This window comes from Acinetobacter sp. 1566109 (genome assembly GCF_000582255.1).
In the GTDB taxonomy this organism is placed as follows: domain Bacteria; phylum Pseudomonadota; class Gammaproteobacteria; order Pseudomonadales; family Moraxellaceae; genus Acinetobacter; species Acinetobacter nosocomialis.
The window spans coordinates 69,426-92,578 of the sequence record NZ_JEYB01000005.1; the positions used below are offsets into that span (position 1 = coordinate 69,426).

The 23,153-nt window shown below is 38.0% G+C and carries 18 protein-coding genes; 12 read left to right on the plus strand and 6 right to left on the minus strand.

What is annotated here, in order from left to right; all coding sequences use genetic code 11:
• Window positions 1-6 precede the first annotated feature (6 nt).
• Window positions 7-1,263, minus strand: coding sequence for an NADP-dependent isocitrate dehydrogenase (gene icd, locus J582_RS08265; protein ID WP_031981754.1), 1,257 nt, complete (start codon window positions 1,261-1,263; stop codon window positions 7-9).
• 200 nt (window positions 1,264-1,463) lie between these two features.
• Between icd and J582_RS08270 the strand changes: the two genes are divergently transcribed.
• Window positions 1,464-2,252 carry an rRNA large subunit pseudouridine synthase E gene (locus J582_RS08270; protein WP_004707608.1) on the plus strand — a complete coding sequence of 263 codons (789 nt, stop codon included), beginning with the start codon at window positions 1,464-1,466 and terminating at the stop codon, window positions 2,250-2,252.
• 118 nt (window positions 2,253-2,370) lie between these two features.
• Here J582_RS08270 and J582_RS08275 read toward each other — a convergent pair whose 3' ends face one another.
• Together J582_RS08275 and J582_RS08280 are read right to left on the minus strand one after the other, a co-directional pair.
• Window positions 2,371-4,608, minus strand: a complete 2,238-nt coding sequence (locus J582_RS08275) for an NADP-dependent isocitrate dehydrogenase (protein WP_031981752.1) — start codon at window positions 4,606-4,608, stop codon at window positions 2,371-2,373.
• Window positions 4,609-5,009: 401 nt separating this feature from the next.
• The gene (locus tag J582_RS08280; RefSeq protein ID WP_031981750.1) at window positions 5,010-6,713 is read right to left on the minus strand and encodes a M61 family metallopeptidase; all 1,704 of its coding nucleotides are present in this window, start codon (window positions 6,711-6,713) and stop codon (window positions 5,010-5,012) included.
• A gap of 171 nt (window positions 6,714-6,884) precedes the next feature.
• Between J582_RS08280 and J582_RS08285 the strand changes: the two genes are divergently transcribed.
• From J582_RS08285 to J582_RS08325, 9 genes are all read left to right on the plus strand, one after another.
• Window positions 6,885-8,204, plus strand: coding sequence for a D-alanyl-D-alanine carboxypeptidase PBP6B (locus J582_RS08285; RefSeq protein ID WP_031981749.1), 1,320 nt, complete (start codon window positions 6,885-6,887; stop codon window positions 8,202-8,204).
• Between the two features lie 98 nt (window positions 8,205-8,302).
• Window positions 8,303-9,589, plus strand: coding sequence for an NAD(P)/FAD-dependent oxidoreductase (locus J582_RS08290; RefSeq protein ID WP_002052684.1), 1,287 nt, complete (start codon window positions 8,303-8,305; stop codon window positions 9,587-9,589).
• 135 nt (window positions 9,590-9,724) lie between these two features.
• On the plus strand, window positions 9,725-10,207 hold the full coding sequence (gene slyD / locus J582_RS08295; protein ID WP_031981748.1) for a peptidylprolyl isomerase: 483 nt from the start codon (window positions 9,725-9,727) through the stop codon (window positions 10,205-10,207).
• 102 nt (window positions 10,208-10,309) lie between these two features.
• Window positions 10,310-11,752, plus strand: a complete 1,443-nt coding sequence (gene phrB, locus J582_RS08300) for a deoxyribodipyrimidine photo-lyase (protein WP_031981746.1) — start codon at window positions 10,310-10,312, stop codon at window positions 11,750-11,752.
• Window positions 11,753-11,946: 194 nt separating this feature from the next.
• Window positions 11,947-12,687 carry a hypothetical protein gene (locus tag J582_RS08305; protein WP_002052464.1) on the plus strand — a complete coding sequence of 247 codons (741 nt, stop codon included), beginning with the start codon at window positions 11,947-11,949 and terminating at the stop codon, window positions 12,685-12,687.
• A complete protein-coding gene (locus J582_RS08310) occupies window positions 12,687-13,583 on the plus strand; it encodes a hypothetical protein (RefSeq protein WP_031981744.1) in 897 nt (298 codons plus the stop codon). The genes J582_RS08305 and J582_RS08310 overlap by 1 nt, the downstream gene beginning before the upstream one ends.
• Complete coding sequence (locus J582_RS08315) at window positions 13,570-14,820, plus strand: glycosyltransferase family 2 protein (RefSeq protein ID WP_000035254.1); 1,251 nt, start codon at window positions 13,570-13,572, stop codon at window positions 14,818-14,820. The genes J582_RS08310 and J582_RS08315 overlap by 14 nt, the downstream gene beginning before the upstream one ends.
• Complete coding sequence (locus J582_RS08320) at window positions 14,821-16,665, plus strand: hypothetical protein (protein ID WP_032047714.1); 1,845 nt, start codon at window positions 14,821-14,823, stop codon at window positions 16,663-16,665.
• Window positions 16,643-17,551, plus strand: coding sequence for a hypothetical protein (locus J582_RS08325; RefSeq protein WP_031953051.1), 909 nt, complete (start codon window positions 16,643-16,645; stop codon window positions 17,549-17,551). The genes J582_RS08320 and J582_RS08325 overlap by 23 nt, the downstream gene beginning before the upstream one ends.
• Before the next feature lie 3 nt (window positions 17,552-17,554).
• Here J582_RS08325 and wecB read toward each other — a convergent pair whose 3' ends face one another.
• Both wecB and J582_RS08335 read right to left on the minus strand, forming a co-directional pair.
• Window positions 17,555-18,691: a non-hydrolyzing UDP-N-acetylglucosamine 2-epimerase gene (gene wecB, locus J582_RS08330; protein ID WP_032047715.1), complete on the minus strand. Its 1,137-nt coding sequence runs from the start codon at window positions 18,689-18,691 to the stop codon at window positions 17,555-17,557.
• A gap of 2 nt (window positions 18,692-18,693) precedes the next feature.
• The gene (locus tag J582_RS08335; protein ID WP_200003943.1) at window positions 18,694-19,914 is read right to left on the minus strand and encodes a tetratricopeptide repeat protein; all 1,221 of its coding nucleotides are present in this window, start codon (window positions 19,912-19,914) and stop codon (window positions 18,694-18,696) included.
• Window positions 19,915-20,165: 251 nt separating this feature from the next.
• Here J582_RS08335 and J582_RS08340 point away from each other — a divergent pair, with 251 nt between their 5' ends.
• Together J582_RS08340 and J582_RS08345 are read left to right on the plus strand one after the other, a co-directional pair.
• Window positions 20,166-20,867 carry a VIT1/CCC1 transporter family protein gene (locus J582_RS08340; protein WP_002052483.1) on the plus strand — a complete coding sequence of 234 codons (702 nt, stop codon included), beginning with the start codon at window positions 20,166-20,168 and terminating at the stop codon, window positions 20,865-20,867.
• A gap of 111 nt (window positions 20,868-20,978) precedes the next feature.
• Window positions 20,979-22,025, plus strand: coding sequence for an NAD(P)H-dependent flavin oxidoreductase (locus J582_RS08345; protein WP_017398140.1), 1,047 nt, complete (start codon window positions 20,979-20,981; stop codon window positions 22,023-22,025).
• A 43-nt stretch (window positions 22,026-22,068) separates the two neighbouring features.
• Here J582_RS08345 and dusB read toward each other — a convergent pair whose 3' ends face one another.
• Window positions 22,069-23,094, minus strand: coding sequence for a tRNA dihydrouridine synthase DusB (gene dusB, locus J582_RS08350; protein ID WP_031983466.1), 1,026 nt, complete (start codon window positions 23,092-23,094; stop codon window positions 22,069-22,071).
• Window positions 23,095-23,153 lie beyond the last annotated feature (59 nt).

Sequence of the window (23,153 nt, forward strand, 5' to 3'; positions counted from 1 at the left end):
TTAAGTTTAATCTTCCATATGTTGAATTATGGCATCACCAAATTCAGAGCAACGCAATAAGGTTGCGCCCGGCATTAAACGCTCAAAATCGTAAGTCACCGTTTTAGCGGCAATCGCTCCTGAAATACCCTTAATAATTAAGTCAGCCGCTTCCGTCCATCCCATATCACGAAGCATCATTTCAGCAGATAGAATAATTGAGCCCGGGTTTACTTTATCTTGCCCAGCATATTTAGGTGCTGTTCCATGTGTTGCTTCATAAACTGCAATAGCGCCACCAATATTTGCACCGGGAGCAATTCCAATCCCTCCTACTTCTGCTGCTAATGCATCGGAAATATAGTCACCATTTAAATTAAGAGTTGCAATCACTGAGTAGTCCGCAGGACGCATCAAAATTTGCTGTAAGAAAGCATCTGCAATTACATCTTTAATAATAATGTCTTTACCATTTTTAGGGTTCTTAATTTTAACCCAAGGACCACCATCTATGAGTTCACCACCAAAACGATCTAGCGCTAACTCGTATCCCCATTCTTTAAATGCACCTTCGGTATATTTCATAATATTGCCCTTGTGAACAAGAGTCACCGATGGTTTGTCATTATCTATGGCAAACTGGATGGCCTTACGAACTAAACGTTGCGATCCTTCTTTAGAAACGGGTTTAATACCAATACCACATCCTTCAGGAAAACGAATTTTTGTGACGCCCATTTCTTCTTGAAGGAATTTAATTACCTTCTTCGCTTCTTCAGAGTCTGCTTTCCATTCAATACCTGCATAAATATCTTCCGAGTTCTCACGAAAAATCACCATGTCGGTCAGTTCAGGGTGCTGAACAGGTGATGGAACACCTTTAAACCAGCGTACAGGGCGTACACACACGTACAAGTCTAATTCTTGACGTAATGCTACATTGAGTGAGCGAATACCACCACCAACTGGAGTGGTTAAAGGGCCTTTAATTGAAACAACAAACTCACGCAGGGCTTCAAAAGTTTCTTCTGGCATATAGGTGCCATAAATTTTATTGGCCTTTTCGCCGCAATACACTTCCATCCATTCGATAGAGCGTTTGCCACCGTAAGCTTTTAAAATAGCTGCATCGACGACGGTTTTCATTGTCGGTGTAATATCTACACCAATACCATCACCCTCAATAAAAGGAATAATTGGATGATTCGGTACATTCAGTGACAGGTCTGCTTTTACTGTAATTTTATCACCGTCGGCAGGAACAACGATCTTCTGATAACCCATTGTGTAGATTCTCCCTTTTATAATATTTAACTAACCAAAAAAAAATAATTATCGATAAACAATACTTTCAACTTTTATTCACGCATAATAGCTTAATCGAATTTAATCCTTTTTGAGATTTATGTGGGAAATAAGCAAATTTCACACTTAAATATTGCTCAATGTTTTTACCTCTTATTTGAAAGAAGAAGTCATTTTTTATGAAAATCGTCATTCTCAATAAACCTTATGACGTGCTCTCCCAGTTTCGTAAAGACGAAGCGCATATGACGGTGTCTGACTTTATAGATGACCCGACTTTACGCATAGCAGGCCGTCTTGATATGGACTCTGAGGGTTTAGTTTTTTTAACCGATCATGGTGGTTTGAATCAGTTCATTACTAACCCTGCGAATAAAAAATACAAAACGTATTTAGTTCAAGTTGATGGCGATGTTACCGAAGAAGCGCTTGAGCAACTTCGTAAAGGTGTAGAGCTTAATGATGGTATGACTTTACCAGCTAAAGCAATTAAGGTAAGTGAACCTGAATGGTTATGGGACCGTGACCCTCCTGTACGTTACCGTGCCAGTATTCCAACATCTTGGATTGAAATCTCTATTTGTGAAGGTCGTAACCGCCAAGTTCGTCGCATGACCTCTGCGGTAGGTTTCCCGACTTTACGTCTCATTCGTACTAAAATCGGTTCAATTGATTTAGTCCAATTAGGATTACAGCCGGGCGAGACCAAAGAAATCGAACCTCTACTCTACCCAGACTTTAAAGATGTTCCAGCCGAGCAACCTTATCGTTCACGCTCGTATGTGAAAAAACCTGGGGGTACAGGTGGCAAACCAATGGTTCGTAAGAATAAAGATGGTTCTGTTAAAAAGTCTGGTACAAAGCGTATCTGGCAAATGGATGAAAGTGAAAAGCCACGTCGTAAAACTAACGGTACAACTCGTCCAAATACTAAAGCACCTCGTGGTCGTAGCCGTAATGGTCGATAAAAACATTTAATTTTTAAAAGCTCACATAAGTGGGCTTTTTTAATAGCTATTATTTATAAAAATAAAAAAGCCGGCGCATATGCACCGGCTTTTCAGCTATTTACTAACGAATTAGTTATTAAGCTTGAACAGTTGAAAGCGCTGCATTAAATGTAGCACTTGGACGCATTACAGCGCTTACTTTCGCAGGATCAACTGCATAGTAACCACCAATGTCAGCTGCTTTACCTTGTACTTGAGCAAGCTCAGCAACGATCTTCTGTTCGTTTTCAGCTAATGCTTTTGCAAGTGGAACAAATTTAGCTTTCAACTCAGCATCTTCGTCTTGAGCCGCAAGTGCTTCTGCCCAGTAAAGTGATAAGTAGAAATGGCTACCACGGTTATCAAGCTCACCTGTACGGCGTGATGGAGACTTGTCATTGTCGAGTAATTTACCAGTCGCTTCATCAAGTGTTTTCGCAAGTAACTTCGCACGAGCATTATTTTCTTTAATACCCATTTCTTCTAAAGAAACTGCAAGCGCAAGGAACTCACCAAGCGAATCCCAACGTAAGTGGTTTTCTTCAACAAGTTGTTGTACGTGTTTAGGTGCTGAACCACCTGCACCAGTCTCGTACATACCACCACCCGCCATAAGCGGAACGATAGACAACATTTTCGCAGAAGTACCAAGTTCCATAATTGGGAACAAGTCAGTTAAGTAGTCACGTAAAATGTTACCAGTTACAGAAATTGTATCGAGACCACGAACTACACGCTCAAGTGTGTAACGCATTGCACGTACTTGAGACATGATCTGGATATCAAGACCAGTCGTATCGTGATCTTTTAAGTACTTCTGTACTTTCTTGATCAATTCATTTTCGTGTGGACGATATGGGTCAAGCCAGAAGATCGCAGGCATGCCTGAGTTACGTGCACGAGTCACTGCAAGTTTTACCCAGTCACGAATCGGAGCGTCTTTCACCTGACACATACGCCAGATATCACCTTCTTCAACATTTTGAGTCAATAACACTTCACCAGTGTCAAGATCGGTAATGTTTGCGATACCTGCTTCAGGAATTTCAAAAGTCTTATCGTGAGAACCGTATTCTTCAGCTTTTTGAGCCATCAAACCAACGTTTGGCACTGTACCCATAGTCTTCGGATCGAAGTTACCATGCCATTTACAGAAATTGATCATTTCTTGGTAAATACGGGCAAATGTTGATTCTGGCATTACTGCTTTAGCATCGTATTGCTTACCATCAGCACCCCACATTTTACCACCAGCACGGATCATTGCAGGCATAGAAGCATCTACGATAATGTCGTTAGGCGAATGGAAGTTAGTAATACCTTTTGCTGAGTCAACCATCGCAAGTGCAGGACGGTGTTCTTGGCAAGCATGTAAGTCTTCAATGATTTCTTCACGTAATGATGTTGGAAGAGTTTCGATTTTTTCGTATAACCCAGCCATACCGTTATTTACGTTAATGCCTAATTCATCAAACAACTTACCGTGTTTTTCGAAAGCTTCTTTATAGTAAATTTTCACACAGTGACCGAAAACAATCGGGTGTGAAACTTTCATCATTGTCGCTTTAACGTGTAAAGAGAATAAAATTCCTGCTTCTTTACAATCATCAAGTTCTTTTTCATAGAAATCACAAAGTGCTTTCTTGCTCATGAACATTGAGTCAATGATTTCGCCTTCTTGAAGCGCAACTTTTGGCTTAAGAACAATGCTCTTACCACTGTTTGTGATAAGTTCCATTTTTACGTTGCGTGGGCGGTCAAGCGTCATTGACTTTTCACCGTGGTAGAAGTCACCTTCTTCCATGTGTGAAACGTGAGTTTGTGACCATTGTTTCCACTCGCTCATTGAATGAGGGTGTTTCTTAGCGTAATTTTTAACGGCAGCAGGAGCACGACGGTCTGAGTTACCTTCACGAAGGACAGGGTTTACTGCTGAACCTAGGCATTTGCCATAACGAGCTTTGATTGTTTTTTCTTCTTCAGTCGCTGGGTTTTCCGGATAGTCAGGAATTGGATAACCTTTAGATTGAAGTTCTTTAATACATGCTGTCAATTGCGCAACAGAGGCACTAATATTTGGGAGTTTGATAATGTTAGTATCTGGATCTTGTGTAAGACGACCTAGCTCAGCAAGGTTGTCGGATACCTTTTGCTCTTCACTTAGGTAGTCAGCGAATTCTGCGAGCACACGTGCAGCTACAGAGATGTCACTTTTAACAATCTCGATACCTGCTGGCTTAGTAAAGGTCTCAATGATCGGCAGTAGCGAATAAGTCGCCAATAATGGCGCCTCGTCAGTCAGTGTGTAAATGATAGTTGACTTTTCACCAGCCATATATAGCCCCTTCCGTTGAATTGAGTTTTGAGGACCGAGCTTTTGGCCCAGTACCTACGAACCGATATGCTTAAATAAAACCCTGAGAGTATCGGCTCTCATTGGCTTTCAGTCAACGAAATATCCAGTGATAACGACATTTCGCAGCGAAATAATACATAATTTAAATCTATTAATGATAATCTTATACCTAACTTATGGTAATACATGCACGATTACCAACTTTTTAGATATAGGACATTGTTAAATTACATGAGATATCTTTCAGAGTTCTGACAAATATTATACTTTTCATTCAAAATAAACTCAAAGATAACACCTATTTCAATTTTTATAATCTACTAAAAAGTAAAAAACCGATGTACGAAACATCAGTTTTTTATAAATTAATTCACTGTTATTTAGGCTTTTAACCATTTATCAGCTTTGCTTTGATCTTCAACAAAAAGTTCAACTTCAGTTAAGTTGATACTGTCTCCTGTAACCTCAAATGATAACAACTCATCACGGCGGAAAGCCAAGACTGGGTAACTGCCCTTTTGTTTAGCATATTTTTCAATAAGTTTTGTGGTCGCTTTTAATCCATCAATTGCAATAATGACATCATTGGCAGAAATACCAGCTTTTGCACCAGCTCCTTCACGGTGAGCATTTTGTACTAATACGCCCTCTGGCTTATCAGTTAACTTTAAGCCATAAGCCAAGGTCTTATCATTTTTAAGCGTATAGCTTAAGCCAAACTCAGGGAATAACTGATCAAGCGGCAATTCTTCAGTGGTATTAATCAAATGATTAATCTGCTCAACCCAACTATCGCCAGTTAACTCTTCACATAAATCAAAAACAGTACGCTCATTGACCTGAATACCATTTTGCGTGTTTTCATACAAACGACGCATTAAGGCATCTAGACTGGAACCACGTAAACGTAAGCCTAAATCTAGACATAAGGCAACTAATGCGCCTTTGTTGTAATAGCTCGTACCGGCATTATTCGTATTTTCATCTGGACGATAAAACTTAATCCATGCATCAAAACTTGATTCAGCTACTGTTTGAACAAAGCGCCCCGGATTTTGTAAATAACGATCAAGCTGTGACTTCAACAAATCTAGATAAGACTTCTGAGAGATCACACCGCTACGTAATAAAATGAGATCATCATAATATGAAGTAAACCCTTCAAAGATCCACAGTAGCGAGGTATAACCTTCTTGATGCAAATTGTAGTTCGCAAAGTTTTCTGGACGGATAAACTTTACTAACCAAGAATGAAAATACTCGTGGCTACATAAACCTAAGAAACGTTGATAATCTTTCGAAGGTTCAGTTGGTTCATTCGATTTTGGTAAATCATCACGTGGTGTAATCAAACTTGTGCTGTTGCAATGCTCTAAGCCACCATAACTATTCCCTGTAGCCATCGTCATAAAGGTATAGTTTTTAAATGGGGCTGAACCAAACATTTCAATTTCGGCTGCACAAATTTTTTCAATGTCTGTTTTTAAACGTTCTACATTGGCACTGTGCTGTCCAGAAATTGCAAACTCATGTTCAATTCCATGAGCTTCGAAGCTAAAACGTGTTTGCTCCGCAAGTTCAAATGGGCTATCTATGAGTTGATCATAATGATCAGCTTTTAAGGTAAAACGTCCCTTAACTAAGCTTTTTGAAGCTAAACCAGTTGCTAATTGAAAGTGTTTTAATTCATCAGGCAAAAAGATTTCTAATTCACAAGCAGATTGCTCTTGTCCATCTAAACCTAAGCATACACAGGCTGGGTTAATATATAGACGTGTTTGATCTACATAAGCACCACGTACTGATAAATCGTATGCATAGACATCGTATTCAACAGTAATTAACTCATGATCGGTGTTAAATAAACGCCAGCGATTTTTTTCAGTTTTTTTAATATTGAGCATGCGTCCAGCTTCATCGTAAGCTTTTACAGCTTCAATATGCTTAGAAAATTCACGAATTAAATAACTGCCTGGAATCCACGTTGGTAACCATAGTTCCTGATTTGGATTCGCTAAAAAACGAATTGTTACGTGAACAAGGTGCTGTTTGTAATCATCGAACTCTATTTGATAATGCAACATAAATTCTTCAATTTAAAATAAGAACGGTTTCACATTAGATTATCACTTTTTTGTATCGACTTGCGTAGATGTATTTTTTGGCAACAATTCAGACTAGCCTTCTACAAAAAAAAGGCATAGCATGCTGGGCATCTGTGTTCCGTATTTGCCAGTAAACGTCAAGGTCACCTAGTGAAATTCTTCCTATCTCTTTTTACGCTGTTTAGTATTTTCTGTACTACTCTTACCAATGCTGCTCTACTTAATATTGCTCCTGAAAGTGTTGAAGCCGCTGCATGGACAATTGTAGACACTCAATCTGGACAAATCATTGCTGAGCATAATAGTCATGTACAACGTGCACCAGCATCTCTAACCAAAATGATGGTTGCCTACATTGCATTAAAAGAGATTAAGGCTGGAAAATTAAAGCTAGATCAAGTCATTACTGCAACCCCTGTCGTAGGTGTGGTTCAGTGGGACGAATCACAAATGTACCTCAAAGCGGGTGAACAAATTTCAGTTGATCAGCTTTTGGCTGGTTTAATTGTGATGTCAGCAAATGATGCAGCTGTGACTTTGGCAGAAAAAATTTCTGGTGATGTGCCTCATTTCGTACAACGTATGAATCAAGAAGCTCAAGCATTAGGTATGAAAGACACGCATTTTAGTAACCCTGCCGGGATTACAATGCCAGATCATTACACTACAGCTCATGATTTAAGCTTATTAAGTCAGGCAGTAATTCACCAAACACCTGAATATTTACATTATTCAAAAATGCCAAGCTTTAGCTACAATCAACGTTTTCACCATGCGACCAACCTTGCTTTGAAATATGATCCATCTGTAGATGGTTTAAAAACTGGCTATACCAAAGCAGCGGGTTATAACTTGGCTCTCACAGCTTCGCGCCCTTCGTTTTCACCAAACTTACCACAAAGACGTTTACTGGTTATTGTTTTAGGTACACCAAGTGCCGTGAAACGCGCTGAAATTGCCGATAAGTTAATGAATCTTGCGTATGCGTATACACGTGATGAAGTGGTTATTCCAGAGCAAAAACTAATTGCTGAGCTACCTGTGATTAAATCAACTTTAAAAATGTTTAAAGTAGAAACTAAGCAGCCGACCATTGTCACGACTTCTTTATATGCAGAGCCAGCTGCAATCGATTTAAATACGTTTGATTATGCTACACAGCGTATTCAAGTTCTTGATAGTAACAAGAAGCCTAAAACTATTGCTCCACTTGAAACCACTCAAACACGTGTAAACATTGAGTTAAATGAGCAAAAGTTAACTGCACCGTTAATGAAGGCGATGAACTTGGCAACTGTTTCAATTTATCAAAATAATCAGCTGATTCGCAGCTTACAAATTGAAAATGAAGTGCATATTGAAGAAGCGAATATTTTCCAAAGAATCGTGATGTGGTTCTCAAATTTGTTCTCTATTTTTTCATCGAGTAACCAAAGTGCCGCAAAACTTTATCCGGTAGATTCGCACTAAAAACATCAAATTGTGCACAGAGGCACAATAAATTTTATAAATAAAAGATGGCATAATTTAGCCATCTTTTTTTATAGAAAAATAATTAGGTGATAAAAATGGCCGAAAGTTTACATCATATTGTTATTGTCGGTGGTGGTGCGGGTGGTTTAGAACTTGCCACACAACTCGGTGAAACTTTTGGGAAAAGTGGTAAAGCTAAAATTACATTAGTCGACCAAAATTTGACTCATATCTGGAAACCTCTACTTCATGAAATTGCTGCGGGTTCCTTAAACCCTCACGAAGAACAAACCAATTATTTTGCCCATGCAGAAAAACATCATTACGAGTTTGTATTAGGAACACTTGTTGCGATACACAAAGATCAAAAAATAATAGATGTCGTACCACCTCAAGTATCCAAAGAACAAAACACGCATGTTCAACAACTGAATTATGACACGCTTATTTTAGCGCTTGGTTCAGTGTCAAATGACTTTAACACACCTGGGGTACGCGAAAACTGTCATTTCCTCGATAGCCGAAAACAAGCAGATATTTTCCAGCAAGATCTTTTGCATTTATATATCGAAGCACAAAATCAACCAGATCAACGTACATTAAATATTGGAATCATTGGTGCGGGTGCAACTGGTGTTGAACTTGCAGCAGAACTGATTGAAACAACCAAAAACTTTTATCGCTATGGTTTGAAAAAGATCCATCCTAAACAGGTCAAAATCACACTGATTGAAGCATCAGAACGAATTCTGCCTGCTTTAAGTGAAAAAACGGCTGAGCATAGTGCAAAACAGCTCCAAAAAATGGGCATCGAAATTTTAACTCAACACCGCGTTGAAAAAGTTGATAAACACTGCATTTATTTCAGCAACGGTAATCAACTTACAAGTGATATTACGGTATGGGCAGCTGGCGTAAAAGCGCCAAAAGTTCTTGAAAGTTTTACTGATTTCGAACGTGACAATATTAATCGTTTAATGGTCTACGCAACTCTGCAAACTTACTCCGATCCAAATGTATTTGCTTTCGGTGATTGTGCACACTGTCAACTCGACGCAAGAAATCCCCCACTCGGACCACGTGCTCAAGTTGCCAGTCAACAAGCAAGCTTTTTAGTCGATGCAATGGCTGCTCGGCTGAATGGCCGCTCACAGCCAATGTTTACATTTAACGACAAAGGTTCGCTTGTGTCTTTAAGTCGTAATAAAGCCGTTGGAGAATTGCTGGGGGATGTCAGTGTACAAGGATATATTGCTAAAACGATGTACGTATCTTTATATCGTTTACATCAAGCAACAATTCATGGATACACTCAAGCTGGACTACTCACAGTGAAAGATTTACTTACAAGACGAGTACGTCCAAAAATTAAGCTGTATTGAGTTGAATTTTTTAAGTTCATCCCTATATAGATAAAAACGCATTAGAAAAAGTGTTAAAGATTGAGATTTTGTAGTCTACAAAATTTATTTTTCACTTTATGATGTACGCTTTAATTGATTGAATGGATCAAAAACATGACTGCAATTGCAAATAACCACGTGGTTTCATTCCACTATAAATTAACAAACGCTGAGGGTGAAACACTTGATCAATCTCAAGGTGAACCACTTGCCTATTTGCATGGCGCAGGCAATATCATTCCAGGTTTAGAAAATGCATTAACTGGTAAAACTGTTGGTGATAAATTCACTGTAAACGTACCAGCTGCTGAAGGTTATGGCGAATACAACCCAGACCTAGTACAAGAAGTTCCAGCTCAAATGTTCCAAGGTGTTGATAACATTCAACCTGGTATGCAATTCCAAGCTCAAACAGATGACGGCGTTCAAATCGTTACTGTTAAAGCGGTTGAAGGCGACAACGTTGTAGTTGATGCTAACTTCCCACTTGCTGGCCAAGAATTAACTTTTGAAGTTGAAATCGTAGAAATCCGTGAAGCTTCTCAAGAAGAGTTAGATCACGGTCACGTACATGGTGCAGGTGGTCACCACCACTAATTCATCTTTCACAAGATGATAAAAAGCAAAGCTTCGGCTTTGCTTTTTTTATGCGTTTATTTTATATAATATTCAGTAAGTTAATTTATTATTGGACTATGCATGTCAAATGCTTATCAATTGATTTGGTTCCGACAAGATTTACGAATACATGATCATGCAGCTTTATGGCATGCCTGTCAGCAAGGGCCTTCAATTGGATTAGTCATCTTATCGCCAGAGCAATGGAAACAACACGACGATGCTCCAATAAAAATTAGTTTTTATTTACGGCAGCTCAAAGAGCTTCAAAAAGAATTAGCATCACTTCATATTCCACTTGTTATCCAAGTCATTCCTTATTGGGAAGATACTGCTAAGTTTATTTCTGATTTCAGCAAGAAATATAATATTGAAAATGTCTATGCCAATATTGAAATGGGTGCAAATGAATTAAAAAGAGATAAAACAGTACAAGATTCTTTAAATAAGGAAAGCAAAGAGCTTTTTTTATTTCATGATCGTACAATTTTCCCTTTACGTTCCATTCGCAATCAATCACAACAACCCTATCAGGTTTTTAGTGCATTCAAAAAAGCATGTTATGCAAAACTAAATACCAGCGGTTTACCTCAATGCTTCCCTTTACCACATAAGCAAAATGAAATTTCATTAGAGTTTTTAGATGAAAAAAGTGTGGACTTGGCAGAAATTGAAAAACTATTTTGTTCATCTATTTCTAAAGAACAGCAAGATTTATGGCCTGTTGGCGAGTCATATGCATTAGAACAACTAGACCAATTTGTCGAAGATTCTGTATCCCATTATAAAGTTGAGCGAGATTTTCCTCATGTGCATGGCACAAGCAAACTTTCTCCTTATTTAAATATTGGAATCTTATCTGTAAGGCAGTGTTTACAAGCACTCTTTCGTAATCAACACGGCAACTTTCACTTAGACAATGAAGGTCAACAAACATGGCTAGATGAACTTATTTGGCGAGAGTTCTACCAGCACATCTTATTTGATTTTCCGTATGTTTCTAAGCATCTTCCATTTAAGAAAGGTACTCAGAAAATTAAATGGAACCATAATCCAGAGCAGCTAAAAGCTTGGCAAACTGGACAAACTGGTATTCCTATTGTGGATGCCGGGATGCGTCAACTTTTACAAACAGGTTGGATGCATAATCGAGTACGTATGATTACAGCCATGTTTTTATGCAAAAACTTATTGATTGACTGGCGTATTGGTGAACAGTGGTTTATGCAACATTTAATTGATGGAGATTTGGCAGCAAATAATGGGGGATGGCAATGGTGTGCCTCAACAGGAACAGATGCTGTGCCTTATTTTAGAATTTTTAACCCGATTTCCCAATCACAAAAGTTTGATCCTAATGGGGACTATATTCGTAAATGGGTGAAAGAACTGGCTCATCTGGACAATAAATCCATTCATGACCCCTACTCAAGCAAAATCAATTTGAGTTTAAATTATCCAAAACCAATTGTAGATTTAAAAGAAACACGATTAAAAGCAATTGAAACTTTCAAGCATATTTAGATAAGAATTACGTCTTATCTGTTTATTTTTGATTAAAAAATAAAGACGGGATTTGACTATAAAGGGACTTTCATCTACAAATAAACATAGCAGATACTTAAAAAGGACAGAAACAACAACAACTTCGCAAATGGACACCTTTCATTATAAAAGTATAAAAAAATTAACATTACAAAAAAGGTAGCATAGCTCGCATGCAACAAAAGAACCCAGGTAGAACACTCGTCTTATGGATTATCGCAGCACATCTATTTATGGGAATGGTTGCATATGAGTGGTTGCCTGTTAGTTTTAGAGGAAGCTGGATCTTTATTCTTCTTCTTTTAATTTCGGGTGCTTTTTTAGAAGTTGGCTTGTCTTTAATTGTTGGTTTACTCGCATTTATTGGAGTTGCTGTATATTTTCTACTCGACTTAGGTGCACAAACTCATATTGAGCGGCAGCTTCTCTTACTGTTTATTATTCCTCTTATTCCGCTGTTTTTAAGTGCTGTACGCCACAATATTGAAATTAATGTTCAAAAATATCGAGATATTCAAAGCTATGATCGAAATTATCGCCGCGATATTTTCCCGATCAGCGCTTTGAAATATTTCCAGCGTAGCTTTTTTAAGCTTCTTGATCACCATAATGTACAAGACTATGAAGTCTTTTCAATCAAGATTCTTAATCGTAGTCTCATTAAAGAAATGCTAGGTGATGATGTCTGGAAAACTACTCAAAACGAAATGATCAAAATTTTGAGTCAACATCAGCCCAATGAAATTGTTTTTCAGTTTGCAGATGATGATCTCGAAAATATATACAGTATTATGATTCGTCAGCAAAAAACTGAACAAGAACCTGAATTTATTAAAAAATTAAGAGAAATTATGACGTTGCGTCTTGAGGTGGAATATAAAATTATTCCAATTCCACCTGAGGAGATGAATTAATGTCTAATCTTCTTAACATTTGTGGAATTGTGATTGCATCTAGCCAATATCCAGATGCCACTCTACAGCAGTTCTATCGGCAATATTATCATTGTGAAATTAAAGCAGAACAAATAAAAACTGAAGTACAAAGTTCTAACGATCTTTCCATGTTTTTTCCTTATCAAGATACATGGTGGCCTGTCTTCACCCTTGATCAGATTAGTTCCGAAAGCTTTCAAAAGTTTGTTCACAACGGAATTCGCCCCGGCATTATCTTGCCAGACGAAGTATTCGGTTTCCCCCACTATTTTTTATTAAAAGAAGCCGTGAGCCAAGGTGCTATCCCCATCGTGCTTTTTAAAACTGAACAACCTCAGTATTTTGCCGCAAAGGCTACTTTTTCAACTGCTATTGGTTTAAGGCCAATGGCTGCTTTCGTAAGTACAGGATGGGATGAAAATTTAATTTCACAGCCAGCTGGAAGTTATATTGTCCAGTTAAATTCTTCAGCCGTCCCTTTACCATCTAGAGAAATCCGACAAGGTCAGCATTTATTTTATTCGGCCAAAGACTTTAATGGCCATGTATCAGGTTATGAAATTATTATTAATCCTCCTGCCGACTTACCCCTATCTAATATTCGTTATCCTCAACTCGGTATTTCGTGGAAATTTAATAATATTGATTATGCCAGTACTTCTGAACATGTGAATACGAGTCTTATAGGTTATATATTTATTGGTTTAAGTGTTGTTGTAGTTCCTCTTGATCTGATTTTAACAACAACTTATCCAGATCTTCTTGGTACATTTGGTAGCTATATTTCATGGATCTCCTTAGTAGTGGGATTAATTCTATTATTAGTACTCATCTCTTCTATTATTAGGAGGGTCCGTAAAAATGGCTCCAATTGATATCCTGTTTTTATTTGGCTTTTTAGGTATTTGGATTCCACAAGCATTTTGGGCATGGTTAAGTTATCAAGCGTGGAAGTATTCTAAAACAGCTGAAAAAGAGCTACAAAACTTACCAATACCAGAAAGATGGCCCATCTTAAGTGTTTTGATCCCTGCTTATAATGAAGGCGTGGTGATTGAAGACACTTTGCATGCCATTGCTCAACAGGATTATCCAGCAGAGTCTTATGAAGTCTTACTGATCAATGATGGCTCCAAAGATAACACCCTTGAAATCGCAGAAAACCTCGCAAAAATTTATCCATGCATAAAAATTGTTAACGTTCCCAAGGGAATGGGCGGTAAAGGTAAATCCCGAACCCTCAATAATGGCCTTCCCCATGCCAAAGGTGAGCTAATTGTTGTCTATGATGCCGATAGTACTCCTGAACCCGATTGCGTTCGTTTACTTGCTCAAACTTTATTGGCAGACAAAAAGTTAGTTGCTGTAAATGGCAAAGTAAGAACCCGTAACTGGCAAGATAGTATTTTGACTCGTTTTATTGCGATTGAATTCATCTTTTTCCAATGGATCTTCCAAGGTGGGCGTTGGCAACGTTTTGAGTTATCAACATTAATGGGAACCAACTACGTCATTTGGCGCGATGCACTAGAGACTTTAGGCGGTTTTGATGAAAAATCGTTAGTTGATGATACAGAAATGAGTTTCCGAATTTTTATTGGACAAAAACGAATTAAATGGGTTCCCTATGCTATTGGTTGGCAACAAGATCCCCCATCGTTAAGTGTATTTGTTAAACAGCGCTCGCGTTGGACACAAGGTAACTTTTATGTGACACGTAAATATTTACCTGTAGCACTTAGAACACCTTTCCCAATCGGGATTGAAATTCTGAATAACATTATGTGCTATATCCTTTTCGTACCAGCTCTATTCTGGAGTCATATTACTTTAACGCTTGGGTTACTTGATATCGCAGGTATTTCCGTTCCGGGACCATTTACACTTTTGTGGGGTCTTTCATTTTGTCTCTATGTGGCACAAATGTGGTTTACACTTTCCTTAGAAAAAGTTAAACCGGAACTCTATTTTTATTCTGTCTTATCTTACGTCAGTTACTCACAAATCTTCTTATTTATTGTCTTTAAAGCCGCATTTGACATGCTAAAAAATAAAATACAGGGCAACTCCCTTCAATGGTACAAAACAGAACGTAGCAAGGAGAAAAAATAAATGAAAAAGACTTTCGATCTTTACCAGACAGCTCAAGTGCTCCTTGCCAGCACCAGTTTTTTACTTGCCATATCTGCTCATGCATATACATGGAAACTTGATGATATAAGTACCTCGACCAAATATAAGGTCGAGCCTCATTTTTTCTATGTTGGAAAAGGAGCTGAATGGCAGAATATTCAGTTCTCTAGTGACTATTCAACTGAAAATGACACAACATTACTGGTGAAATATGATGATAAACTGATCTATAACACGACCTTAAATGGTGATGGCCAGTTTAAATTCAATATTCCTGCCAGTCCAAGTGGCTTTCATCGTTTAGATTTTATTATTCAACAATATGCTAAACCAACGACTCTCAACCAGACAAAAGAGACTTTCTGTACCGAAGATATCGACCATTTAACCTATTTGAGTAATTCTCAACTCGACTTTACTCCTGTTCGAAATATATACCGTTTAAAAGATTTACCAGATGCTCTATTTAACCCCCAAGCTAGACGTCCTACCCCATTTGTTGGAATTTTAAAATATAACCGTAAGGAAATTACCGAAGCATCCATGCTAGCTCGTTTGGCAAGTTCTTGGAGCTCAGTAACTCCTATTGAATGGGTTGATTCAGGTCAAACGAACCTGAATCCTGAAACAAACTTTATTATTGAAGTGATCAAATCCACGGCTCCACTTAAAAATGGAGCGTTTGTACAAATTTCAAAACCTGCAGATGGGGTACCTACTCTCTCTATCACTTACCATACCGCCCAAGAGCTTACTGCTGCGATTAATGGTCTAATTAATCCGGTATACGTACAGCAGCTTAATACAGGTAGTGCTATTTTTCCCACTACAATTTCACCACCAGCATGGGCTCAATTTAGAAAAATTGATACGCTTGCAGATTTAGGTATTGATGACTTCAGACTCAACCATGCTGAAAAGAACCTATTCCTTGATTTTCCGGCAGTATGGCAGCCTACTGATATTTTACAGGGACAAATTGCACTTCGTATTCAAAGTGGTTTATTACAAGGCTCTAGTATTACAGCATGGCTTGATGGTGGCCTTGCCGGTAGTATGAAAACAGCAGATCTTGCTTCTGACCCAGTAAACCGACAGTTCAACATCTTTGCTAAGGAAATTTCAAATACAACAAACTTTAGCTTAAAACTGGAAAACTCAGTTATTGCAAATTCTCAATGTTTACCAAATGCTCATGGTTCACTTTGGGTAGATACCGCCAAATCAACGGTAAAACTTCCACATAAACTCAAAAATGGTGTGGCAGCGCTTTCAATGACATTAGCAACCAAACCAACAATTGCAATTGATGACCAATCAGGGGCATTAAATATTGCCATCATTTTGGGACAAGTCGCTAAAAATATGCTGCTTACACAGGCACCAATGCCTCTCAATCTGGTACGTTTCTCACCAAACGCCCCTCAAGCGGTCAATGTGAGAGTAAATAAAGAGATTTATCAGCAACAAATCTTAATGCATCAAAATATTATTTATGCGCCTGCGGCAGCCAACGGTTTTATTGTGAGTTATAACAATAACCGCTTTGATGTGATTACCGATTCTGAAACTGGTGCACTCACCTTTATGCATTTATGGGGAAAAATACAGCATAAAATTCCAAATAATGTGACCAAAATGCTGGTTTCAGAAAACGGCAATATTTATGTTCTCCAAAAATTAATTGTAGGTAATCAAAAAGCGCCATTAGTTCAGCAGTCTTCATTCTTTTTATTAGTTGTGATTATCTCTGCAATTATGATAATAGTGATCTTCTTGTGGTATTGGTTACGACGAAATAATGAGAAAACAGATACCAATTAAAATAACTGCTTTTATTATTTTAATTATATGTAGCGTAGTGGCTTATGCGGGGTTGTTCAAAAATCATGGACAACCTCCCATTATTGAAGGTATTTTCTGGCAACCTGACAATAATACTACTCCCCCTAAAGGAAATTGGCATTACTTAGGTGTGAACACCTTTGTTCCTCAATGGTCAGTCGTTGAATCTAAATCGTGGTGGAAAAACTCCAATCTTCCTCAATGGGAAAATGCCATTGATATACAGAAAATTAAACAACAACCGTGGGCTAAAAATCTTATTTTAGGTTTAGCAGGTGAATATAATGAACATGAAGCACGTGCAAATGTCGTTGCTTTAGGAGAAAAATCTGCACAAATTATTCAAGAACAAAATGATGCATCGTTAAAAGGATACTACTTTCCAGTAGAAGCCGATCCCACATGGCTAAGAGTAAGTACATTAGGTCATGTTTTAGAAAAGCTACCCTCACCTGTTTGGGTTAGTGTTTATAGCGGTGAAACTGAACCCGAAAATTATGATCTCTGGGTTAAAAGTTGGTTACCACAACAAGCGGGCATCTTTTTTCAAGACGGCGTAGGTGTGGGAGTAAGAACTCCCGAACAAGCTAGACGTATTCTAGACCAACTTGAACAAACACTTGGAAAAGATAAAACGGTGATTGTGCTAGAAGCCTTTCGCACCAAGAAAAATGGACAATTCCGGGCAGCCTATCCTTGGGAAATTATTTCTCAAATTAAAGCCTATGAAGGTAAAACTATTTACATTTTTGATGGTCCCCACTATATGGGACGCTGGTCAGTTTATATTGTCGGTTTATGGTATCGGCTCGTTTACGGCAGTACATCTACTGCCATAAACGAATCAGAACTTCAGAATAAATGATCTCTATTCATAAGTTTTAGCAATTTCATCTAATATTCGCTGAGCAGCACGTCCATCGCCAAACGGATTTTCAACATTTGCCATTTTTTGATAATGCTCTGAATCTGTTAAAAGTTTCTCAGCTTCTTCAATAATTTTTTGCTGATTTGTTCCAACGAGTACTCCTGCCCCCACCTCAACCACTTCTGGACGTTCAGTCGTGTCTCGTAAAATTAACACTGGCTTATTAAATGATGGGCTTTCCTCTTGTAAACCACCAGAGTCCGTTAAAATAAAGGTCGAACGGTCTATAACAGCTAATAAACTTGGATAATCTAGAGGTTTCACAAGATGAATTTGAGCATGATTTCTAAACTTATCATGTACGACATCATGTACAGCTGGATTTAAATGCACAGGCCAAATAAAATGCAAATCTGGATGCTGTTTTGCTAAATATTCAACCGCATTACAAATATTTTGAATTCCCTCACCAAAATTTTCACGGCGATGAGCTGTAATAAGTACAACTTTATCATCTAGTTTTAATTCGATTCCGTAGGGATCAAGCTGATTTTTCAAACCAGATTTTTCAGCGATTATTTTTCTTCCTAAATACACAGCATCTACTACAGTGTTACCTGTCACCGTAATTAAAGCTGGCTGAATTTGCTCATTTAACAAATTTTGTTTTGACTGCTCTGTAGGGGCAAAATGCCATTTGGTAATACGGGAGACTAACTGACGGTTACCTTCTTCAGGAAATGGGTGGTCTAAGTCATATGAACGTAAACCCGCTTCAACATGGGCAACAGGTATCTTCATTGAAAATGCAACTAACCCAGCAGCTAATACAGTGGTAGTATCGCCCTGAATAACAATCGCATCTCTTTTTTGACCATCGGTGTAGACATGTTCAAGTTGCGTCAAGCCATGAATTAAGAGCTGATTGAGGCTTTGCCCAGCATTCATAATCTTAAGTCGGTGATCAATTTCAACTCCAAAGAAATCGATAGCATCTCGTACTAATTCATCATGTTGCCCCGTGAAAATCACTTCTACCTGAAATCGTGAATCTTGTTTTGCTAATAAAATTACCGGAGCTAGCTTTATAAGCTCTGGACGAGTACCGAATACAATCGAAATAAAAATTTTTTTCATTATTAGAAGTCCTTATAAAAAACAAGTTCTACACGAGTGTTGTTGTAATGATCTTTTGTATTAACAGGTACGTCTTTAAAATAGTTGCCATATAAACGTTCAACACGAAGTTTTATTGGTTGATAATTAAAAGGTTGCCATGAAATACCCGGGCCATATTCAAATAAATTATTGTAATATTCATCTTTACTATCTGCTAAACCATGCAATTTTACATAAGCCTGTACAGTCCCACTCTCACCCTTATAAAGATTTAACCCTGTACGTAAGCGCAAATCCCCAATAACGTTATAATCTTCTCTCGAATAAGTCGCGACATTGCCATAAAGATCGGTAAAGTAATTATCTAAACAAAGTGTATGATTACAGTTCAATGGTGAATACCATTCTTGATAACCTGTCACCCCCCCAACTACACTTTCACGAAATTTTTTTCGATTTCGATCAATCAAGTCATAACTTCCACCAACTTCGACATAAGCTCGAACCGGTATTGAAATCCATGGTTGATAATTTGCGCCTACCCCAAGAGTGACTGCGTTCTCATCAATAATTTCAGGTCGTACCCCACCTTGAGATTTAGTATCACGGTTTAAATTAAGAAAACCATAGACTTGAGCTCGTCCATTATCAATATTTTTCCCGTATCTTACTTTTAAAGGAAAAATAACATCGTCATAACGTGACTCATAAGAAGGTGCAAAATAAATATCGCCAAAATATGGCTTAATTTCTCCTCCACTTAAATTTTTAACTGCCTGAGTTGCCTTTGCTGCAATTACTGGATCTGAAGACGAAGTTAATTCTTTAAATAGAACTAATGCATCACGATCTTTTTTTTGCTGATTCAGCAAATATGCTTCTTGTAATTTTAAAGTATCATCTTGAGGAGCTAAAGCTCTTGCTTGTCTTAAACTCTGTAAAGCCTCATCTCTTTTTTCGAGCCGAATTTGTAAGTAAGTAAGGCTTTTCCAAACTTTAATATCTTTAGGGGTCAGCTTACTCAGCTCAACTAATATTTTTTCTGCTTCTTGGGGTTGAGCCTGTTCTATTTTATAAAATCTGTCCCATTTATCATAAATGAGATTGCCAGGTTTATATTCAGAGTTGACTTGGTCTTGTGCATAAACAGAGCTCATACTCACTACCGTTAAAGAAGAGATCACTGCTCCCATAAGTAATATTGAATGCGTTATAGAATTTATTGTTTTGCTATTTTTCATTTTCACCTCTACAGTAGGTTAGAGTTATTAGGGGCAGTTTTTTTGGAATGATCAATAAATATAATAATTAAAAATAATGATTTACACCGTTAAGTTAGGTTAAAAATGTTTTATATAAATAATTTAATCTCCGTTTTTTATTATTGATCTATTCTGTCTTATCCCTAAATCTCCTATAATAATGACATATTTTTTGATCAATAATTTGTAAATTTTCATAGCATTTATAAAACTTTTATAAGGAAAAACACATGGCTTTTCCACATCATACAGAACACCATGCAATTCACCGTTCAGGCTGGTTAAGAGCTTCAGTCTTAGGGGCTAATGATGGAATTATTTCTGTCACTAGCTTAATTATGGGCATGGCAGCAAGTGGAGCCAACTCACACACTCTATTAATTACATGTATTGCTGGCCTTATTTCTGGTGCTACCTCAATGGCTGCTGGAGAATATATTTCCGTAAAATCTCAAGAAGATATTGAAAAAGCAGATTTAGCGATTGAAGCAAAAGAACTCTCAAAGCACCCTCAAAAAGAGTTAGATGAGCTAACTCAAATTTATATTTCTAGAGGGCTATCTAAAGAATTGGCTCAAGAGGTTGCTTTACAGTTAACAACTCATGATGCATTGGGTGCACATGCTCGTGATGAAATCGGCATTCATGAAAATACCGCAGCTAATCCTGTACAAGCTGCCTTATCATCTGCCGCATCATTTTCTTTTGGTGCTTTTTTCCCCATGCTCGCTATATTACTAAGCCCTAATCATTTGATTATGCCTGTGGTTTTGGCTACTGGTATTCTTTCGTTAGCGATTTTAGGTGCACTTTCTAGTTATTTTGCAGGTACATCTAAAATTAAAGGGAGTTTGCGTATTACGTTATGGGGAATTTTAGCAATGGCTTTTTCAAGCTGGATTGGTTCTTTATTTAATGTCACCCCTTTATAAAAAAGTTTTTTAAATACTCCTCTAGAATATTTAAAAATTAAATAGCCAATATTATTTGCTCTTCATTCTATTTTCACGTTATGGTGAAGTGAAAGAAGTGAGGTGAATAAAATGAGCCTATTACAACAACTTGCAATTAAACATCCAATTTTTCTGGCTCCCATGGCAGGGGTTTCTACACCAGAACTAGCGGCCGAGGTTTCAAATCAAGGAGGCCTTGGATCATTAGGCTTGGGAGCAAATACCCCACAAAGTGCACGTGAACAAATTTTAAAAACTCAAGCACTCACCGAAAACTCATTTCAGGTTAATTTTTTCTGTCATCAGTCTACAGAACTTAATCTAGAAAAAGCAAAACAATGGATTGAATATCTACGTCCTCATTTTGAAAAATTCGGTGCTCAGCCACCTCAAGATTTGCACTGCATCTATCCAAGTTTTTTAGATAATGATGACTTTTTAAATGTTGTTTTAGAAACTAAGCCCAAAGCGGTAAGCTTTCATTTTGGTATTCCCCATCCGCATCAAATTAAAGCTTTAAAAGAGGCTGGTATTTTGACTATGGTTTCGGCTACCAATTTAATTGAAGCGCAAGCGATTGAAGCAGCAGGTATTGATATTATTATTGCTCAAGGTATTGAAGCAGGTGGCCATCGCGGAATTTTCAATCAAACTTTTGATGCTGCGATTAAAACCAGTGACTTAGTACAATTGATTGTGCAGCATTGCAAACTCCCGGTTGTCGCCGCAGGCGGGATCATGACTGGCTTACAAGCCAAACATATGTTGAGCTTGGGAGCAACCGCAGTCCAGTTAGGTACAGCGTTTGTTCAATGCCAGACCTCAAATGCTTCTGCTGAATATCGCAAAGCATTATTTAATGAACCCGTAACACAAATTAGCGCTAGCCTTTCTGGGCGCCCCGCTCGCGGTTTATTCAACCATTGGCACAACCAAATTGATTCACCTACTCGACCTGCCCAACCAGAGTATCCATACGCTTACGATTTGGCGAAGCAACTTAATGCTCTTGCGAGTAAACACCATGATTATGGTTTTGGTGCATTTTGGGCAGGAAGTAATGTTGCACAGATACGCGAATTAGGGGCATCAGATCTGGTCAATCAACTCGTTGTTGAAATGCTAGATAATGAATAGATGAAGATTTTAAGCAACCAGCCTGTGTACTGGTTGCTTTATTTTAGTGAGTAGCTAATAAATTAACCCGTTCAACCTGAACATCGCTCATCAAATTACCTTCTGCAAGCAATTGATTAAAATAACTCTCGACTACTAATGCCTGTTCAGCAGTGGTTTCAACTTTATACATATTTTGTCGGAACTCGTTACTTGAGCGTAAACCTTTGGTGTACCAAGCAATATGCTTACGAGCAATACGACATCCAGAATATTCACCATAAAATTGATATAACTCAGACAGATGCCCTAAAAGTACATCTTTGACTTCTTCAATATTTGGAGCAGCCAAATGTTCACCAGTTTTTAAATAATGGGCAATTTCACGGAAAATCCATGGACGACCTTGTGCAGCCCGCCCAATCATGATTGCATCGGCGCCAGTATAGTCCAGTACATATTTTGCTTTTTCAGGACTATCAATATCACCGTTGGCAATTACTGGAATATTGATTAATTCTTTAACATGTTTGATTAATTCATAACGCGCTGTATTTAAATACATGTCTTCACGTGTGCGGCCATGCAATGCTAACGCAGCAATCCCCGCCTCTTCTGCACGTTTCGCCACCCTTAAAATATTTTCTTGGCCATTTAAAAATCCTAAACGGGTTTTTAAAGTCACAGGAACGTCAACTGCTGTAACAACTGCATCCAGTATTCGAGCAACCAAGTCTTCATCTTGTAATAATGCTGAACCTGCTAATTTATTGCATACCTTTTTTGCAGGGCATCCCATATTGATATCAACAATTTGTGCCCCATTTGCAACTTGATAGCGAGCAGCCTCAGCCAACTGTTCTGGGTCAGAACCCGCGATTTGCGCAGAGATAGGAGCTAACTCTCCGTCAAAATTAGCACGATAAAGACTTTTTTTAGTCATCCGCAAAGTTTTATCAGCAGTCATCATTTCACTGACCGCATGACCCGCACCAAAATACTTGCACAACGTTCTAAATGGACGGTCAGTTACACCGGCCATAGGAGCAACAATTAAATTATTTGACAGTTGATAGGGACCAATATACATATATATTCATACAATTGATGATCAACATAGTATACTTCATCCGCTTGATCAGCTCATCT

Bases quoted from the DNA above. Each gene is read 5' to 3' on its own strand.
- icd (WP_031981754.1), bottom strand. From the start codon at position 1,263: ATGGGTTATCAGAAGATCGTTGTTCCTGCCGACGGTGATAAAATTACA.
- J582_RS08270 (WP_004707608.1), top strand. From the start codon at position 1,464: ATGAAAATCGTCATTCTCAATAAACCTTATGACGTGCTCTCCCAGTTT.
- J582_RS08275 (WP_031981752.1), bottom strand. From the start codon at position 4,608: ATGGCTGGTGAAAAGTCAACTATCATTTACACACTGACTGACGAGGCG.
- J582_RS08280 (WP_031981750.1), bottom strand. From the start codon at position 6,713: ATGTTGCATTATCAAATAGAGTTCGATGATTACAAACAGCACCTTGTT.
- J582_RS08290 (WP_002052684.1), top strand. From the start codon at position 8,303: ATGGCCGAAAGTTTACATCATATTGTTATTGTCGGTGGTGGTGCGGGT.
- slyD (WP_031981748.1), top strand. From the start codon at position 9,725: ATGACTGCAATTGCAAATAACCACGTGGTTTCATTCCACTATAAATTA.
- phrB (WP_031981746.1), top strand. From the start codon at position 10,310: ATGTCAAATGCTTATCAATTGATTTGGTTCCGACAAGATTTACGAATA.
- J582_RS08305 (WP_002052464.1), top strand. From the start codon at position 11,947: ATGCAACAAAAGAACCCAGGTAGAACACTCGTCTTATGGATTATCGCA.
- J582_RS08310 (WP_031981744.1), top strand. From the start codon at position 12,687: ATGTCTAATCTTCTTAACATTTGTGGAATTGTGATTGCATCTAGCCAA.
- J582_RS08315 (WP_000035254.1), top strand. From the start codon at position 13,570: ATGGCTCCAATTGATATCCTGTTTTTATTTGGCTTTTTAGGTATTTGG.
- J582_RS08320 (WP_032047714.1), top strand. From the start codon at position 14,821: ATGAAAAAGACTTTCGATCTTTACCAGACAGCTCAAGTGCTCCTTGCC.
- J582_RS08325 (WP_031953051.1), top strand. From the start codon at position 16,643: ATGAGAAAACAGATACCAATTAAAATAACTGCTTTTATTATTTTAATT.
- wecB (WP_032047715.1), bottom strand. From the start codon at position 18,691: ATGAAAAAAATTTTTATTTCGATTGTATTCGGTACTCGTCCAGAGCTT.
- J582_RS08335 (WP_200003943.1), bottom strand. From the start codon at position 19,914: ATGAAAAATAGCAAAACAATAAATTCTATAACGCATTCAATATTACTT.
- J582_RS08340 (WP_002052483.1), top strand. From the start codon at position 20,166: ATGGCTTTTCCACATCATACAGAACACCATGCAATTCACCGTTCAGGC.
- J582_RS08345 (WP_017398140.1), top strand. From the start codon at position 20,979: ATGAGCCTATTACAACAACTTGCAATTAAACATCCAATTTTTCTGGCT.
- dusB (WP_031983466.1), bottom strand. From the start codon at position 23,094: ATGTATATTGGTCCCTATCAACTGTCAAATAATTTAATTGTTGCTCCT.